The sequence below is a fragment of the Rhodothermales bacterium genome, assembly GCA_034439735.1.
Taxonomy (GTDB): domain Bacteria; phylum Bacteroidota; class Rhodothermia; order Rhodothermales; family JAHQVL01; genus JAWKNW01.
In genome coordinates this window covers 1-16,565 of the sequence record JAWXAX010000280.1, presented here as the reverse complement: position 1 = coordinate 16,565, position 16,565 = coordinate 1, and the positions used below count along the sequence as shown (strand labels likewise).

Genomic DNA, 16,565 nt, shown 5'->3' with positions numbered 1-16,565 from the left:
TTCCGCCGGGTCCACTTCTCGGCCATAAAACCGCAGGATGGCATACAGGATCAGGGCGGAAACTCCCATCGAAATCCACCACGGCATTCCAAAGCCGGTCGGCAACGTCCCCGCCAGGACGGCCACGCCGCCGACGGTAAACGCATACGGCAACTGGGTGCGCACGTGGGCGATGTGGTCGCAGCTCGACGCCATGGACGACAGGATGGTGGTGTCCGAGATGGGCGAGCAGTGGTCTCCCCAGACCGAGCCGGCCAGCACGCAGGCGACGGTCGAGTAGATGATGAAATAATGCGATGGATCCGCCAGCGCATTGACTTCGAGTACCGCCCACGCGAGCGGAATGACGAGCGGCATGAGGATACCCATGGCGCCCCAGCTGGACCCCGTGGCAAAACCGGTGGCGGCGGCCAGAAGGAACACCAGCGTCGGGATGAAGCCCGGGGCGATCGAGTCCCCCAGCACCGACACGAGAAACTCGGCCGTGTGCAGCACCTCGGTGACGGACGACAGCGCCCAGGCCATGATGAGGATAATCATGGCGAGCATCATCGACTTGAGGCCGGCATACCAGGCCTCGATCGTCTGCTCGAGGGTGAGGATGCGTTGCCCGACCGAGAGCAAGATGGCGGCGAGCACGCCGGCCAGCGATCCATTCATGAGCGCCTGGTACGAGTTGGCGCTGCCGATGATGTCGCGCAGGGTCTCGCCCTCGCCGCTCGTATACAGCCCCACCATAACTCCGAGGATCAATACTCCCACTGGAATGCCGGCATTAAACGCACGTTGCGGCTTGCCGGCGATCGGCGCGATTTCGTGCGTGTCGTCGTTCATCGCCGCGGCGGATTCACTCACTCCCGACACGGCGCCCGTGGTGCGCGCGCGCATCTCGGCGGTATACATGGGCCCATAATCCCTACGGAGCCAGGCGACCATAAAGACAAAATAAACCGCCAGCAAGGGGTAGAAACTGTAGCCGAGCGAGTTCAGAAAGATCGAATAGGCCGACTCGTTAAACCCATCGATCTGATTGACGGAGTCCCCGATGAGGCCCACTTCGTAGCCAATCCAGGTGGTGGCCAGGGCGACGCTCGCGACCGGCGCCGCCGTAGAGTCGACGATATACGCCAGCTTCTCGCGCGAGACCTTTAAGCGATCGGTCACCGGCCGCATCGTCTTGCCAACGACGAGGGTATTGGCGTAATCGTCAAAAAAAATCACAATGCCCAGCGCCCAGGCGGCCAGCTGCCCCCGTTGCGCCGTGCGGGCCCATCCCACGATCCCATTTACAATACCCTGAGTGCCGCCGTTTTTTGAGATGATGCCCACCATCCCCCCGATCATGAGGGTGAAGATGATGATGGAGGCATGGTCGCGATAGGCCAGGGCGTCTAGCACGTAGACGTTCAGGGTATCGAGCAAACTGGTAAATACGCCGGCGAACGACAGGCCGGCCGCCGCCCATCCCCCCACCCAGATACCCAGGAAAAGCGCCGGGATCACCCGCTTGAAGAGAAGAGCGACGAGGATGGCAAGCAAGGGGGGGACGATAGCGAGCCAGCCCGGAATGACACGTCGCGATGCCGATGCAATAGCCGCCCCGTCGCGCAGCAGTTCTATCTGCACCAGCCCGCTGGATAGCGCCACGATGGCCTCGCTCGATGCCACGCCGGTCTCCGGGTCGACCGTCACCGGGTAGGTTTGCCCGCCAGCGCGAACGGTGAGGCCGGTCTGTGATCCTACCGAGGGGTCGACTTCGACGTGATACGGGATGCCCGATAGAATCGCCTTGGGCACCTGTATCGGGGAATCCGATTGCGCCGCGACCGGAGGGACGACGATGCTGGTCAGAAAAGATAGTCCCAGGAAGGATAGGCAAATGAGAACGATTCGCGCCCGCTGCATCGTACGATGGGAAAGGTGGGTAATAAAGCGGGGTAAGATAGCGAAATCATGCACGACATTCGCAACACGACGCATTCGCAGGCAGGAGGTCGGGATAACCGTTCGAGTCAGCGGTCAGAGCGCCAATCACACCCGGTTGTTGCCTGCGCACAAAAAAACGCCAACTGAATTCCAGCAGGAGTTCGGTTGACGTTTCGCGCGATGCGCAGCATGTCCTCGCCAGGCCGAGGAGAAGAACGGAAGCCAGTGGGTGTGCAATCACCAGCCAGATCCTGGAAAGTCGGTAGGATCCGCGTGGGGCGGATCGGGGGTAGTAGACGAACGGGGCGTTTTACCTATTGACGCGGAAGCGCGAGGTGAACGGCTGCATGACCGGCTGCGGTGCGGGCATCGAGGAGCCGGCGAGCGCGAAGCGGGAAGCCCGAAGGCAATCCTGCGTCTGAGCGAACCCGTCTTTCATACGCAGTTTGAGGCGAATCGAGAGCGGGGTGCGGTCCTGGGTAGGGGTGAAGGTCTGATGCATGGATCATCACGTTGTCTTGGTGTGAACTAATTTCCTCAAGACAAAACGTGTGCCCATTCGTCACAGCTCTGTGACATCCGTCCACGTACATGCTCATTGAGAGTTGCCGGGGGCCTGGAAGTCGATCTTCTCGAATTGTGGGCGGCTCCGCGGGGTCTGAGTCCCACTCTGATACGACCCTTTTCGTGACGCCGAGGGTTCAGAGGGTGCCAAACGTGCGATCGCCGGCGTCGCCCAGGCCGGGGCGGATGTAGGCTCGCTCGTCCAGCTCTCGATCCAGCACCGCCGCCATGATCGAAACGTCTGGATGCCGCCGGCTGAGGCGTAGCACGCCTTCCGGGGCCGCGACGAGGCAAACGAAGGCAAAGCGGCGGCCGCCGCCTTTTTTGAGATGGTCGATGGCGGCACAGGCGCTCCCCCCGGTAGCGAGCATGGGATCCACGACAAACACCATCGAGTCCTCGATATTCCGGGGGATGCTGCTGTAGTAGTCTACCGGCCGGCGGGTCTCTTCATCGCGATACATCCCCAGGTGGCCGATCCGGGCTTCGGGCACGAAGCGCACGAATCCGTCGACCATGCCCAGGCCGGCCCGAAGGATCGAGACCACGACGACATCGTCGGCCAGCCGGCTGCCCGTGGTTGTTTCGAGGGGAGTCTCGACGGACACGCTGGTCACACGGAGGCTCCGCATGGCCTCGTACGCGAGAATCGAGGCGGCGTCGGAGAGGCGCTCTCGAAACAGGCCTGGCGGCGTGAGGCGGTCACGCAAGACGGTCAGGTCGCGCTGGAGCAGCGGGTGGTCTACAACCGTCAGCGAGGCAAACGTCCGGGCGGTCACTGGGTACCAGGTCTTCAGGTTATCAGGGCTCAATAGATCGAGGCCCTGTAAACCGGTACGTTTTACATCGTGGTCTTTGTTTTCTTCTTCACCGTCACCTTCTCCCAGGCACGGCGCTCGAAGTAGCTGTCCGTGAGCTTCTTGACGAGGCCGGAAAGCAGGAGGAGCGCAATCACGTTCGGAATCGTCACCAGCGCCAGCGCCACGTCGCCCAGATCCCAGATCGTCGTCACGGCCAGCGTGGCGCCGATGAAGTGCATCAGGACGTAGACTGCTTTGTAGGGCAGGATGGCGTTTTGCCCCCAGAGGTAGTGCGCGCATCGATCGCCGTAGTAACTCCAGCTAATTGCCGTGGAGAGCGCGAATAAAATGACGCTGATGAGGACGATGTAGCGTCCGAGCCAGCTGAGCCCGAGGGGTTCGAGCCCGCGCTCGAAAGCGAGCGTCGTCAGGGGCGAGCTGCTGCGGACCGCGCGGCCGTAGAGGGTGCTGTAGCTTGTGCCGGCGGCGTCCTGCGCCCGCGCTTCGGCCGGAAGCAGCGTGCCCGTAAACGGCTGGGTCATCGCCGGGTCGATGTACAGGCCATCGACCGGGACGTCGAAATACGCCATGAGCGCCCCGTTGGCGTCGAGCGGCTCGCCGTTCGCGACCGACCAGCTCCCCGGGCTTGGCGTCGAAGTGAATCCGCCGTTGCCGGCGGGAACGACAAACGAGATGTTGCCATCGTTTAACTCGAGCGTGGTTTCGACGCGTTCGTCGTACACCCCGGTGCCGACGACCACGATGCCCGTGATCGTGCAGATGATGATGGTATCGATAAAGGGCTCGAGGAGCGCCACGACGCCTTCCGAGACCGGTTCGTCCGTTTTCGCCGCGGAGTGGGCGATCGGGGCGGATCCCTGGCCGGCTTCGTTGGAGAAAAGGCCGCGCTGGACGCCGTATTGCATCGTCAGCAGGAAGACGCCGACGCCCGTGCCGGCGACGCCGGCGGTGGGGTTAAACGCCTCGGCGAAGATCGTCCCGAACGCCGTGAGGATCATACTCGGGCTGGCGAAGATGATGAGGACCGCGCCCAGGACATAAATAAGCGCCATGGCCGGCGCCAGCACCCCGGTGACGGCGCCAATACGGCGGATGCCGCCGATGATGACAACCCCTACGAGGCCGGCGGTGATAAACCCGGTGATCCAGGTTGCGATGCCGAAGTTGTGATAGATCTGCGTGGCGAGGGTATTCGCCTGGATCGCGTTGCCGGTCAGGAACGACGTCAGCATCAGCGCGAAGGCGAAGAAGATGGCGACGGGTTTCCAGGCTTTCCCGAGGCCCTTTTCGATGTAATACATTGGGCCGCCGGCGACCGAGCCCGCCCAGTTCTTCCCGTCGGCGGGGAGTTGTTCGCGGAAGTGCTGGGCGAGTGTGACCTCGCTGTACTTGGTGGCCATGCCCAGCAGGGCCGTCATCCACATCCAGAAGAGCGCGCCGGGCCCGCCCCAGTGGATGGCGATGGCCACGCCGGCGATGTTGCCGATGCCGACGGTGGCGGAGAGCGCCGTCGTAAGCGCCTGGAAGTGCGATACGTCCCCCGGCGTATCCGGATCGTCGTATTTACCGGTCGTAACCGCAAACCCGTGCCCGAGGCGGCGGAACTGGATAAACCCGAGTCGTATGGTCAGGACCAAACCGACGCCCAGCAGTGAAAACACCAGCACGGGCGCCAGCAGGTTGTTCATGAAACCGATGAAATGCTCCAGATACTCCATACAACTTCAGGTAGGCTAGTGTCACCAGTAAAAAAGGTGAGGCAATATAGCTTCCTTGAATCTGGGTAGCAAATCAGGATTCAGAGCGATTGTGGGTGTACTTCCACGACCTGCTGGTTCATCAGAGCGAGCGTGCGCGAGGGGTATTTTTTGACGAGCCGGTAGTCGTGAGTAGCCATCAGCACGGTCATGCCCTGCTGATTCAGGCTGAGGAGCAGCTTGTGGATTTCGTCGGCCACGCGGGGGTCGAGGTTACCGGTGGGCTCGTCGGCCAGGAGGATCCAGGGCTCGTTGACGAGGGCGCGCGCCACGGACACGCGCTGCTGTTCGCCGCCGGAGATCTCGTGGGGGAAGCGTTTGCTTTTGTGGGAGAGGCCGACGCGGGCAAGAACCGCCATGGCGCGTGATCGGACGATGTTGCCGCTTTTCCCCGTCACGTGCAGGGCGAAGGCGACGTTATCGTATACGGTGCGGTCCGGCAGGAGCTGAAAATCCTGGTAGATCACCCCGAGCGAGCGACGCAGATAGGGGATGTCCTTCTCCTTGATGGTGTCCGATCGGTAGTCTCCGACGCGTGTCACCCCCTGATCGGGCAGCAGATCCATGTACAACATCCGCAGCAGGGTGCTCTTCCCGCTGCCGGTCTGCCCGATGAGATACACCAGCTCACCCTGATCCACCCGGAGGGAGACATTTTCCAGCACCGAACGCCGTAACCCGTTCGGCAATTCGTACGCGACAGATACGTTTTTGAACTCGATCACATTAAACCCGGGATTGGCGTCGTAAAAGAGCGCTAATGGCGCTCAAGGGGCGTAAGTTTCGAACTATCAAGCATCACATGCAACGATGCACACGATCGTAGAGGCGCCTCGCCGATATTTCAGGCCGGCCGACGGACGATCCAGTGCACCCGTTCCGATATCTCCGTGGCGGCCTGCGAGGTGAATCCGTCGAACGTGGTGACAATTTCGAAGCCGGCCTTGAGCACCGGCGCGCGGACTTCGTCGATTGTATAGGCCCGCTGTACATGGCGCTCGAAGTAGGCGCGCTCGTCGACATACACTTCGAAGGTCGTAGTGTGTAGCCGGGTCTCGCGGTCATAGTGGCTTCCGCGAACGTACGAAAAATCGTCGTCGTCCCCTTCGTCCTCAAAAAACGCCTCGTTGTTGATCGAATTCGCCGGCGTGCTCTGATCGAAGAAAAACAGTCCCCCTGGTTTGAGTGCATCAAAGGTGCAGGCAAACAACGCCTCGAGCGACGCGGCGTCCAGTGCGTAGTTGAGCCCGTCGTACAGCAACACGGCCGCATCGAAGGGTTCGTCGCACTGGAAACGCGTGAAGTCCTGTACCTCAAAACGCGCCGGCACCTCGGCTTCCTCGGCCTTGACGCGGGCCTGTTCGATCATCTCGGCGGACCGGTCGGTGCCGACATAATCGTAGTCTCGCAACGGCTGAAGCGCCACGGCGAACGTCCCGGTCCCACACCCCAGCTCAAGAATCCGCCGCGGCGTCGGATGGAATTCGTGGAGGACCTTGTCCGTGAAGGCGGCCCAGTATTCGTACGACACATGCTCCATGATGAGATCGTATCCCCGGGCTATGGCGCTATACGGGGCAACTTCGACGAGATCCGGCGTGTGCATGGGGAGAAGCGTGTGTTCCGGGTTGGAGGATATAAAGAGAATGTACGGGTAGATTCGACACGTCAGATACGCCGGCCCGGAAAATCGCCGATTCCCGCCCTGGGCCGTGAACGATTTACGTGGCGGCGCGCATGCGCCGGCGGACGATATCCAGCGCCAGAAATACCGCGCTGCGCATGCTTCCGGGGTCGGCTTCCCCCTTCCCGGCTATATTAAACGCCGTCCCGTGATCCGGCGAAGTCCGGATGATCGGCAGGCCGGCGGTGTAGTTGACACCGGTGCTGAAGGCCAGGGTCTTAAACGGGATTAGCCCCTGATCGTGATACATGGCCAGGACGCCGTCGTAATTGCGATACATGCCGATGGCGAAGAAGCCGTCGGCCGGAAACGGGCCGAAGGCGTGGACCCCTTCTTCGCAAGCGGCCTCGATGGCCGGTAGGATGGTTTCCATCTCTTCACGGCCCAGCAGCCCGCCGTCGCCGGCGTGCGGATTCAGGCCCAGCACGGCAATCCGCGGGCGTTCGACGCCAAAGTCGCGGATCAAGCTGGAGGTCATGAGGCGCAGTTTATCCCCGATGGCGGCGACGGTGACCATCGCCGGCACCTCGGCGAGGGGCACGTGTTCGGTGAGGAGGCCCACGCGGAGTTGGTCGGCCACCATCATCATCGTATGCCCGCTCACCCCCGTTTTCTGGACGATAAACTCGGTGTGGCCACGGTTCGTATAGCCGGCCATCGCAATCGCCTCTTTCGAGATCGGGGCGGTCACCATCGCCTGCACCTGGCCGCCGAGGCAGAGATCGACGGCCGCTTCTACGGCTCGCATGGAGGCGCGGCCGCCGGCTTCGGTGATCTCACCGAGCTGGATCACCGGCTCATGACCGCCGAAGGCGTCGTACACCCGGATGCCGGCCTGGGCCGGCGAGGTATCGTCGAGATCGCTCACCTCGCGGATCTGTTCGGGTAGCATCGGCACGAGCCTGGCGTAGCGCCGCATGACGGCTATCGAACCTACCACGATCGGGTCGATATACTTCAATATGCGCGAGTCCATCAGGGTTTTCAGGACCACTTCTGGTCCGATCCCGTTGGGATCCCCCATGGTCACGGCTATCCGTGGACGTTCCATGTCAACATCTATCGTTCATGCGCCGCATTCGGCGCAGGTGATCCAGGTAATAAGCGTCGTTCACTCAACGTCGTTTCTTCGGGCTGGCCAGCGTGCGGAGGAAATCCACCAGCAGCCGAACGCCGAAACCGGTGCCGCCGCGAGGGCGGTAGGGCTTCGCCTCGTGCAAAAAGGCCGGGCCGGCGATATCCAGATGAATCCAGGGGTAGTCGACAAAATGCTCCAGGAATTTCGCAGCCGTGATCGAGCTCGCCTCCCGGCCGCCGACGTTCTTAAGGTCCGCCACGTCGCTTTTGAGCGCCCGTTTAAAATCCGCATACATCGGCATCCGATGCACGCGGTCGCCGCTCCGCTGGCCGGCTTCCTCCATCATCTCGATCCGCGTCTGCGCGCCCTCCCCCTCGTTGGTCATCACCGCCGCGACGTCTTTCCCGAGCGAGATCACGGCCGCGCCCGTCAGCGTGGCGATGTCGATCACGAGTTCGGGCTTGTACGTTCTGGCGTAGGAAAGCGCGTCCGCGAGCAGCATGCGGCCCTCGGCGTCCGTGTTGAGCACCTCGACAGTCGCGCCGGAGTGCATACGGACGACCTCGCCTGGCACGTAAGCCTGCAGGCCCGGGCGGTTGTCGGTCGCCGGAATGAGGCCGATCAGGTGCACGGGGAGATCCAGCCTCGCCACCGCCTCGAAGGTGCCGATCACGGCGGCGGCGCCGCTCATGTCGGACTTCATGTAGTCCATCGAATCCTTTGTCGGCTTGAGCGACAGGCCGCCGGTGTCAAACACGACCCCCTTCCCCACGAGCACGATCGGGCGCTGGTTGACGGGGTTTTCGGGCTCCCAGGTGAGGACGGTAAAGGTGGGCGGCTCCACACTCCCTTTGTTGACCGCGAGCAGGCCACCCATCTTTTCTTCTTCGATGAGCACCTTGTCCCACACCCAGGCGCCATATCCAAACTTCTTGGCGGATTTTTCGGCGGCGCGGGCGAGGGCGGTAGCGGTTTTTTCGTCGGGGGAGAGGTTGATCAGGTCGCGCGCGGTGATCACACATTCCGCGATGACGCGGCCGCGCTCGGCGCCCAGCCGGCAGGTTTTTTCGGCGTCGCTGACATGGAGCACGAGCCGCTGGATCTCGCGGGTCTTCTCCTCTTCCTGCGTCTTATAATGTTCGTAGCGGTAGGAGCCGAGCACAAAGCCCTCGACGAGCGCCTGGCTGGTCGTTTCGGGGTCCAGGCCGGCGTTGGGGATCACAAAGGCCACCGTTTCCGCCTGACGGGCGATCGCCATCGCGGCGCCTTCGGCGGCCATCTGGCGGATGATTTCGGTGTCGGCGGCGGTTTTGTCGCCCAGGCCGATCATGGCCAGCCGGCGGGCGCGAGCCTTCTCCGGATACAACACGACACTTTTCGACAACTCGCCGTCAAAATCGCACAGGGCGCGGCTGACCGACTCGCCGAACGCCGCCTTCAGAGCCGCGACCGACTCCGTAAAATCGTCTTTCGAGACCGGCACGAGGAGCAGGTCTACATCCAGTTCACTAAAGGGAATCGTGGTGACCGATACTTTCATCAACGGTGTCTGTACGACTTACTGGCTTGGAGGGAGGTGAGATACGAAGCATCGTCCTCGCTAAGGCTGGCTTTTCCGTCCGCGGTCTCGTCGGGCACGTCGATGTACCGCGGCGCCCGGCTGATCGTCTCGACGATCACGTCCTCCAGCGAGCGGCGATCGATAAAAGCTCCCGACGCATTCCGGTGACCGCCTCCGCCGAGCGAACGCGCCCACTCGTGGACGTGTGCGTCGCTGTGGGACCTAAAGCTTATTTTGATGCCACGGGCCGTCTCGAGAAACATGACGGCTACACGGACGCCGTCGATCGACATGGCGTAGTTGACAAAGCCGTCGGCCTCTTCGGAGTTCGCGCGCGTGTCGTTCAGCATCCGTTGCGATATCACCATGTACCCGATGGTGCCCTGGTAGCGGAGCGTGAGGGTGCTGAGCACCAGCGCGAGGAGACGCATGCTCTCGGCCGAGCGGGTCTCGTAAATGGCGGAGTAGATCGCGGCCGGCTCCAGCGCCCCGCGTTCGATCAATTCGGCGGAGATGCGATGCACGGCCGGCGTCACGGAGCTGAAGCGGAACGAACCGGTATCGGTAAGGATCGCGGCATACAGCGGCGTGGCGATCGAGGCATCGATCAGGTGGATGTCGTGATAGGCGATGAGTTCGTACACGAGTTCGCCGGCGGACGACGCCGTGTCTCGGACGTACGTGGCGTCAAACCATTGCTCGGGGCCGGTGTGGTGATCGATCAGGTACTTTTTCGCCGAGCTGCCCTTGATCGGCCCGGCCATCTGCCCCACCCGATCGATGGCGTTGGTGTCCACCACCACGATCACATCCGCCCGGTCGATGATCTCACGCTGGGCGATCGTCTGATCAAACACGAGGACATCTCGGATGCCCGGCAACCAGCCCATGTTCATCGGGGGCGGATCGCTGTTGATCATGTGAACCGTTTTGCCCAGCTTGCGCAGAAAGGTCCCCAGCCCCAGCTGTGTGCCGATGGCATCGCCATCCGGGCGCACGTGGGTGGTGATTACGACATGCTGGCCGGCGAGTAGACCGGCTACGAACTGATCGATCATTCCATCTCCATAAGAAGGCCGTGGATACCACTCGCATCGCTGCCGGCCGGTCGCCAGGAAGCCATTGCCAGCCTCCATGCCCTGTATTTATAGCCCCTCATGAACGCCAGCGCGGCCGGTTGGTTCGTCCCTCACGGATTTTCCACAGGGATGTTCACCCCGGCTACATCGTCCGCCGCACGATCTCGAGAAACGACGAAGCCCCGATGTTGCCGCCACACAGGATGACGGCGGCCCGGCCGCCGGCCGGCACTCGGCGCGCCTCCGCATACGCCAGCATCCCGGCCACCCCGACGCCGGCCGCGCCCTCCACCACCACGCGGTGCTCCTCGAACAGGCCTTTCATGGCCGATGCAATCGCCAACTCGTCCACGGCCACCCAATCGTCCACGAAACGCTGGCAGAGGCCAAACGTGATCGCCTCCGCCTCGATCCCTCCGGCGGTGCCGTCGCTGAGGGTGGGCTGCGTGGGTAGATCCAGGATGCGGCCGGCTTCCACTGATGCCATCATGACGGGCGAATACGCCGGCAGGCAGCCGATGACGCGCGTCTCGGGCCGCACCGCCTTGAGGTAGGCTGCGACGCCGCCGATCAACCCACCCCCGCCCACCGGGACAAAGACATAGTCCACCCGCCCGAGCCGGCCCAGCAGCTCGATCCCGATCGTCCCCTGCCCACACACGACGGCCGCGTCGTTGTAGGGAGATACATAGGCCGCGCCCGTGCGCCGGCTTTCTTCCCGGGCAAACCGCTCGGTCTCTACACTATCCGTCCCGTACAACGCGATCCTTGCGCCCATCGCATCGAGGGCGGCGCGTTTCTGGGGGCTGACGGTTTCGGGGAGGACGATCGTACCCTGCCGACCGAGCGTTGCCAGGCCGTAGGCAACGGCGAGCCCGTGGTTGCCGGTGGACGCGGTGATGACGGGGACTTCCGGCGGCAGCTGGATCAGCGCGTTGAGCGCACCACGGACTTTGAACGAGCGGGTGATCTGCAGGCATTCCATCTTCAGAAATACATCGAGCCCCGTCGCGCGGCCCAGCGCTGGCGACGGCTCGATAAGGGTCTCCCAGATGTAGGGCCTGATCCGGCCGGCCGCCGCCTCGATGGCCTCGCGGGTGATCTCCATGCGGTCAGTCCTCCGGCAGCAGACGCAGGCTCGCTTCGACGGCCGCATCGAGAAAACGAAGCGCCAGGTCCACCTGGGCCGCCGCGCTACCGGCCGCCACGAGCGTATCGCCTGTAAGCACCGCGCCCATCCAACCGGTCGTGTGCCAGCGGCCTACGGGCAGGGTCGACAGCCGATCGGATGTGCTGCGCGGCCAGTGATTGACGTAGAGATAGGGTTGCGCGTACGAGCGGTCGCCAGGTGACATCCCGATGCCCACGCTCCGGGTCGCTTCCGGGCCGGCATCGGGGTCGAGCACGAGCAGAAACGCGCTATCAAGATGGTGTGGCCAGGACCGGATCGGCCGGCACGGGTCGTGGGTGTCGCGCATATGACGAAGGAGTGCGTCGGCATTGCCGAACCAGCGCTCCAGTGCTTCAAATTCGGCGATCTCGTTGTAGGTAAACGGATCGGAGGAAGCCACGGGGTGATGGGGCAGGTCGTGTTCGAGCCGAACGAGCGGCGTCCGATCGCCCGTGAGGCCGGCCACGGCGTCAGCCATCCACGTGTAGGCCTCGTGGAGCGTGCGGCCGTGGAGATGGAGCCGATCGACGAAGCGGTCGCCGGCGTCGATCAGCTCCAGGGTGAGGTCCCCCACCCGCAGCGAGGCGCGGACGCCGGCGGGGCCGGGCCGAGTGACAAAACGAAAAACGCCGGAATCGACCCGCCCTTCAAAACTCGTGTGGCTGAAGTCCGGCTCCGCCGGGACGTGCGTTTGAGCAAATGACGCCGCCACCTGGGCCGCCCAGTGCACCTGGAGCCGGGCATCGACCAGTCGGAAGGGCGAGGCCTGACCGAGTACTTGCCACTGAGTGAGGAGGTCCTGGAGCATGGCGCGGGAAATTGGGGGCGGAATTCAGGTTCAAGACTATCCAACGTGAGGTGAGGAAGTTTACGCCGCAATGAATCAAAGTATCCTGTGGATCAAAGGATCCAGAGGAACAAAGTATCCCGCGGCCGGCTTTCTTCGATACCCAGCCCCACTGCCTATGCCGCCCGCCCCCTGGCTCGATCCCGACCGTTATCACGGCCTCCGCGCTACGCGCAGCTTCTTCGAAGGGTGGTATTACAAGCTGGTGGATCCGGCCGGCCGACGGACGCTGGCCGTGATCCCGGGTGTTTTCATGAGCCGGCGCGGCGACAACCGGTTTGCGTTTGTGATGACGGTAGATGGCGCGAGCGGGCAGGTGGCGATGGAGCGGTATCCGATGGAGGCCTTCAGCGCGTCGCCCCGGGCGTTCTCCATCCAGATCGGCCCCAATCGATTTTCGGCGCAGGGCCTGACGCTCGACCTCGCCGGCGCGACCCCATGGCGGGGCGAGCTTGTGTTCACCGACCTTTCCCCCTGGCCCGTCACCCTCCGCGCGCCGGGCGTCATGGGATGGTACGCGTATGTGCCGTTTATGGAGTGTTTCCACGGCGTCGTGAGCATGGACCACCGCATCGAGGGGACGCTGGATCTGGGCCGCGAAACCATCGACTTCACCGGCGGACGGGGGTACACGGAGAAGGATTGGGGGCGCAATTTTCCGGCGTCGTGGGTGTGGATGCAGGGCAATCATTTCCCGGAAACCGGCACCAGTGTCTCGGCCTCCATCGCCATCATCCCGTTTCTGGGGACGACGTTTGGCGGCTCAATCATTGGCCTGCGACACGAGGGCCGGCTCTATCGATTCACGACCTACACGGGGGCCCGCGTCCGCGCACTCGACATCGAGCCGGGCCGCGTGCGCGTCGTCGCCGAGGACCGGCGCCATCGGCTCGAAATCGAAGCCCTGACAGGTCCGTCTGCCCGGCTGTTTGCACCCGGAGCGGAGGATATGATCCCCCGGGTGGATGAGTGCCTGGACGCGCCGCTCAGCGTCACGCTTTCCGAACGCGGCGGCCGCGTAGTCTTCGCCGGCCTCAGCCCTGCCGGGGCCGCGGAAGTTCAGGGCGATCTACCACGGTTGCAGGCGATGCTCGGCCTCGGCCCGTTGGCCTGATCGGGGTGGCACGAATATGGCAGAATCTAGGAATTGCCCGCCGAATGCTGTACTGTGCCTTGTGAACGATCCAAAGGGAGCCGCCTCGGCCCATCGATTCAACATCCCATGGTAGACTCACCCAAAGACCCGCCCTCCGACTCACGTTTGCAGCGCACGGGCCGGCTGGTACCGTTTCTGCTGGCTATCGGTCCGTTGTGGATCGCGCTCTTCGCCCATTCCGAACTGCTCGCGCTGCGTCTCGCCGCCGTGTTGGGGGCGCTGGCGCTGGGTCTCGGGCTCATCTTGATGCTGGCGCGTCTGCACAGCCTCGAGGAAAAAGTGGCCCGCCTGGATGATGCCCGGCCCGCCTCCACGCCGCAGCGTGGAGGGCGAGAAACCAGCGATTGATTTCCCCCATATGGCCCTCGTATTTGTCTGCCCCAACCGCGATCTCTCACCCTGGCGCCGCGCCTTGCAGGCCCTTGCGCCCGATATCGACATGCGGGTATGGCCGGACGACGCGCCGGCGGATGATGTCGCCCTCGCCGTCGCCTGGAAACAGCCGGCCGGCGCCTTGCACCGCTACCCGAAGCTGAAGACCGTCCTCTCGCTTGGCGCCGGCGTCGACCACTTCATCGGTGATCCCGACCTCCCTCGTGGCCCGGTCTACGGCCGCATCGTCGACCCTCAACTCGTCGCCGGCATGAGCGTGTATGTGGCCGGCGCCGTGGTCTCCGTGCACCGCGGCTTCGATGGCTACGCGCGCCGCCAGGCGGCTCGGTATTGGGATCCTGAACCCGCCCCGCCGGCGGGCGACTGGACGGTCGGGATCCTTGGCCTCGGCGCCATGGGCATGGACGCCGCGCGTGTGCTCCGTTCCCTCGGCTACACCGTCCTCGGCTGGAGTACGACGCCCCGGGTGGACGCCGGCTTTGAGACGTTCGCCGGCGACGCCGCGCTCGACGCGATGCTGCCCCGGTGTCAGGTTCTTGTCTGCCTCCTGCCGCTCACGTCCCGCACCCGCGGTATCCTCGACCGGCAGCTGTTCAACCTCCTGCCGCGCGGCGCCTGCCTCGTCAACGCCGCGCGTGGCGGTCATCTCGTCGACGCCGACCTGCTCGACGCGCTGGCTGAAGGCCGGCTCGGCAGCGCCTGGCTCGATGTGTTCACCCACGAGCCCCTGCCGGCCGATCACCCGTTCTGGAAGCACCCGCACATCCGTGTCACCCCGCATATCGCCAGCATCACCAATCCCGCCACCGCGGCGCATCAGGTAGTGGAGGATTATCGCCGTGCGGTAGCCGGCCAGCCGCCCACGTTTCCGGTCGACCTTGGAAGGGAGTATTAAGCGCTTATAGATTGGAAAGTAAAAGGGCGACCGCGGCTCTCGACGATGGGATTCCCTGTTGAACCACATTTTCTTCCGCCGAGATAGGTACGTTCCCGCGCTCAGGTACATAGAAATCGGCGTGGAGATGCCGCGAGCGTATCCGCATGTATCGAATTGAAGCACGTATTGATCATTGCTTTTCCTTCCCGACGCGACGAAGCTCCGCCGGGGGAGTCGACTTCCACATTTACCTCTAACTCCTGTCAGGGACTTATGCAAACCCTTGGTACTGCTCGCACTTCGCCGGCCTCCATGGCGGCCCTATTGTTTGCTTTTCTGCTAGTGATGGCCCTTGCGCCTACGCGCGCGCTCGCCCAGCCGGCCGACCTTGAGGCCCGCGTTTCCGAGATCTTCGCCCGCTCCTGCACCGCGGTCGGCTGCCATAGCGCCCCGATCCCCCAGATGAACATGAACCTCGAGCCGGCGCAGTTTTACGCCTCCATCGTGGACGAAGCTAGCATGGAGCGCCCGGATGTAAAGCGTGTGGCGCCGGGTAATCCGAGCGCCAGTTATCTGGTGCACAAGATCAAAGGCGATCCTTCCATCATCGGGCTCCCGATGCCGATGACCGGCGACCGGCTGACGCCGGACGAGATCGGGCTCATCGAGCAGTGGATCATAGGGATGGCCGGTGTGGACGAAGCCCGCAAGGCCGAAGCCCCGAAAGCCACCCCGTTGGCCTTCCCCAGCTGGAAGGTGATCAACATACCCACGGATCGCACGCTGGCGAAGGGCAACTTCCTGTTCCTCATCGCGCACCGCTTCAACCCGCGTATCAACGACGGCTACGACGCCCTTTTCGGCCTGGACGGGAGCGGCATCATCTACCTGCACCTCGGGTACTCGTTTACCGACAAGCTTCTGCTGGGCATCGCCCGCAGCAACGTCGGCGACAATGTCGAGATCTACGGCCGGTATCAGATCAAGGCCCAGGAGGCCGGCGGCTGGCCGGTAGGCATCAACCTGACGACGACAGGCAACTGGGTGTCCGAGAGCCGGCCGGGTGAAGACCGATTCCGCCCCGAAGCGTTGAAATTTACGGGTCAGCTGGCGCTTACCCACGCCATCGGCGACCGGTTTGGGATCGCGGTGGTGCCGGGCATCACCACGAACCCGGTGGAGTTGGTGGAGGATGAGGACCTGCTCGTCACCGTCGGCCTCGGCGGCCGCTGGCGGTTTCACAACCGGATGGCCGTGGTGGCGGAGTGGACGCCGATCGTCTCCGGCTACACGCGCACCCTCACCTTTGGTAACGACATCCGGTTCGACACCGCCGGCGCCGGCTTCGAAATCGCCACCGCCGGTCACGTATTCCAGATCATCCTCACGAATACGGTTGGCCTCACGGCCGACCAGTACCTCCGCGGCGGCGATCTGGACCTGCTCAACGGCGACGTTCGCCTCGGGTTTAACATCTACCGTGTTCTGAATCGATAGGCGTTGCATAAATTCCTTCGTAGGGCCTCAATGTATCGTGGCCCTACGAGGGAGTCACGATGTATCGGGGAGACACGATGTATCGGGGAGACACGATGTATCGGGGAGACACGATGTATCGGGGAGACACGATGTATCGGGGAGACACGATGTA

Annotated in this window: 15 protein-coding genes; 4 read left to right on the top strand and 11 right to left on the bottom strand. The window is 63.3% G+C overall.

What is annotated here, in order from left to right:
* The 11 genes from SH809_19620 to SH809_19570 all read right to left on the bottom strand — a co-directional run.
* Positions 1 to 1,797: Na+/H+ antiporter NhaC family protein (locus SH809_19620; protein MDZ4701929.1), on the bottom strand; the 1,797-nt coding region annotated here is incomplete at its 3' end.
* A gap of 439 nt (positions 1,798 to 2,236) precedes the next feature.
* The gene (locus SH809_19615) at positions 2,237 to 2,428 is read right to left on the bottom strand and encodes a hypothetical protein (GenBank protein MDZ4701928.1); all 192 of its coding nucleotides are present in this window, start codon (positions 2,426 to 2,428) and stop codon (positions 2,237 to 2,239) included.
* 199 nt (positions 2,429 to 2,627) lie between these two features.
* The gene (upp, locus tag SH809_19610) at positions 2,628 to 3,245 is read right to left on the bottom strand and encodes a uracil phosphoribosyltransferase (protein MDZ4701927.1); all 618 of its coding nucleotides are present in this window, start codon (positions 3,243 to 3,245) and stop codon (positions 2,628 to 2,630) included.
* An 86-nt stretch (positions 3,246 to 3,331) separates the two neighbouring features.
* Entirely contained in the window at positions 3,332 to 5,029 is a 1,698-nt protein-coding gene (locus tag SH809_19605) for a sodium:alanine symporter family protein (GenBank protein MDZ4701926.1), read from the bottom strand.
* Positions 5,030 to 5,109: 80 nt separating this feature from the next.
* Positions 5,110 to 5,793, bottom strand: a complete 684-nt coding sequence (locus tag SH809_19600) for an ATP-binding cassette domain-containing protein (GenBank protein MDZ4701925.1) — start codon at positions 5,791 to 5,793, stop codon at positions 5,110 to 5,112.
* A gap of 119 nt (positions 5,794 to 5,912) precedes the next feature.
* The gene (locus tag SH809_19595) at positions 5,913 to 6,674 is read right to left on the bottom strand and encodes a class I SAM-dependent methyltransferase (protein MDZ4701924.1); all 762 of its coding nucleotides are present in this window, start codon (positions 6,672 to 6,674) and stop codon (positions 5,913 to 5,915) included.
* 115 nt (positions 6,675 to 6,789) lie between these two features.
* Positions 6,790 to 7,803 carry a 4-hydroxythreonine-4-phosphate dehydrogenase PdxA gene (gene pdxA, locus SH809_19590; GenBank protein ID MDZ4701923.1) on the bottom strand — a complete coding sequence of 338 codons (1,014 nt, stop codon included), beginning with the start codon at positions 7,801 to 7,803 and terminating at the stop codon, positions 6,790 to 6,792.
* A 64-nt stretch (positions 7,804 to 7,867) separates the two neighbouring features.
* A complete protein-coding gene (locus SH809_19585; protein MDZ4701922.1) occupies positions 7,868 to 9,370 on the bottom strand; it encodes a leucyl aminopeptidase in 1,503 nt (500 codons plus the stop codon).
* Positions 9,370 to 10,449, bottom strand: a complete 1,080-nt coding sequence (locus SH809_19580; protein ID MDZ4701921.1) for a bifunctional oligoribonuclease/PAP phosphatase NrnA — start codon at positions 10,447 to 10,449, stop codon at positions 9,370 to 9,372. Before SH809_19580 ends, SH809_19585 begins: the two co-directional genes overlap by 1 nt.
* A 163-nt stretch (positions 10,450 to 10,612) precedes the next feature.
* On the bottom strand, positions 10,613 to 11,578 hold the full coding sequence (locus SH809_19575) for a pyridoxal-phosphate dependent enzyme (protein ID MDZ4701920.1): 966 nt from the start codon (positions 11,576 to 11,578) through the stop codon (positions 10,613 to 10,615).
* Positions 11,579 to 11,582: 4 nt separating this feature from the next.
* Positions 11,583 to 12,449, bottom strand: coding sequence for a hypothetical protein (locus SH809_19570; protein ID MDZ4701919.1), 867 nt, complete (start codon positions 12,447 to 12,449; stop codon positions 11,583 to 11,585).
* A gap of 157 nt (positions 12,450 to 12,606) precedes the next feature.
* On the opposite strand from SH809_19570, the gene SH809_19565 reads away from it, so the two are divergent.
* The 4 genes from SH809_19565 to SH809_19550 all read left to right on the top strand — a co-directional run bounded on the left by SH809_19565 (position 12,607) and on the right by SH809_19550 (position 16,411).
* Positions 12,607 to 13,602 carry a tocopherol cyclase family protein gene (locus SH809_19565; protein MDZ4701918.1) on the top strand — a complete coding sequence of 332 codons (996 nt, stop codon included), beginning with the start codon at positions 12,607 to 12,609 and terminating at the stop codon, positions 13,600 to 13,602.
* A gap of 108 nt (positions 13,603 to 13,710) precedes the next feature.
* Complete coding sequence (locus SH809_19560; protein MDZ4701917.1) at positions 13,711 to 13,992, top strand: hypothetical protein; 282 nt, start codon at positions 13,711 to 13,713, stop codon at positions 13,990 to 13,992.
* A 10-nt stretch (positions 13,993 to 14,002) separates the two neighbouring features.
* The gene (locus SH809_19555) at positions 14,003 to 14,932 is read left to right on the top strand and encodes a glyoxylate/hydroxypyruvate reductase A (protein ID MDZ4701916.1); all 930 of its coding nucleotides are present in this window, start codon (positions 14,003 to 14,005) and stop codon (positions 14,930 to 14,932) included.
* Between the two features lie 327 nt (positions 14,933 to 15,259).
* Positions 15,260 to 16,411: a DUF5777 family beta-barrel protein gene (locus SH809_19550; protein ID MDZ4701915.1), complete on the top strand. Its 1,152-nt coding sequence runs from the start codon at positions 15,260 to 15,262 to the stop codon at positions 16,409 to 16,411.
* Positions 16,412 to 16,565 lie beyond the last annotated feature (154 nt).

Excerpts from the sequence above, each read along its gene's own strand:
- SH809_19560 (MDZ4701917.1), top strand. The coding sequence starts at position 13,711 with ATGGTAGACTCACCCAAAGACCCGCCCTCCGACTCACGTTTGCAGCGC.
- pdxA (MDZ4701923.1), bottom strand. The coding sequence starts at position 7,803 with ATGGAACGTCCACGGATAGCCGTGACCATGGGGGATCCCAACGGGATC.
- SH809_19615 (MDZ4701928.1), bottom strand. The coding sequence starts at position 2,428 with ATGCATCAGACCTTCACCCCTACCCAGGACCGCACCCCGCTCTCGATT.
- SH809_19570 (MDZ4701919.1), bottom strand. The coding sequence starts at position 12,449 with ATGCTCCAGGACCTCCTCACTCAGTGGCAAGTACTCGGTCAGGCCTCG.
- SH809_19595 (MDZ4701924.1), bottom strand. The coding sequence starts at position 6,674 with ATGCACACGCCGGATCTCGTCGAAGTTGCCCCGTATAGCGCCATAGCC.
- SH809_19565 (MDZ4701918.1), top strand. The coding sequence starts at position 12,607 with ATGCCGCCCGCCCCCTGGCTCGATCCCGACCGTTATCACGGCCTCCGC.
- SH809_19555 (MDZ4701916.1), top strand. The coding sequence starts at position 14,003 with ATGGCCCTCGTATTTGTCTGCCCCAACCGCGATCTCTCACCCTGGCGC.
- SH809_19605 (MDZ4701926.1), bottom strand. The coding sequence starts at position 5,029 with ATGGAGTATCTGGAGCATTTCATCGGTTTCATGAACAACCTGCTGGCG.
- SH809_19585 (MDZ4701922.1), bottom strand. The coding sequence starts at position 9,370 with ATGAAAGTATCGGTCACCACGATTCCCTTTAGTGAACTGGATGTAGAC.
- SH809_19580 (MDZ4701921.1), bottom strand. The coding sequence starts at position 10,449 with ATGATCGATCAGTTCGTAGCCGGTCTACTCGCCGGCCAGCATGTCGTA.
- SH809_19575 (MDZ4701920.1), bottom strand. The coding sequence starts at position 11,578 with ATGGAGATCACCCGCGAGGCCATCGAGGCGGCGGCCGGCCGGATCAGG.
- SH809_19550 (MDZ4701915.1), top strand. The coding sequence starts at position 15,260 with ATGGCCCTTGCGCCTACGCGCGCGCTCGCCCAGCCGGCCGACCTTGAG.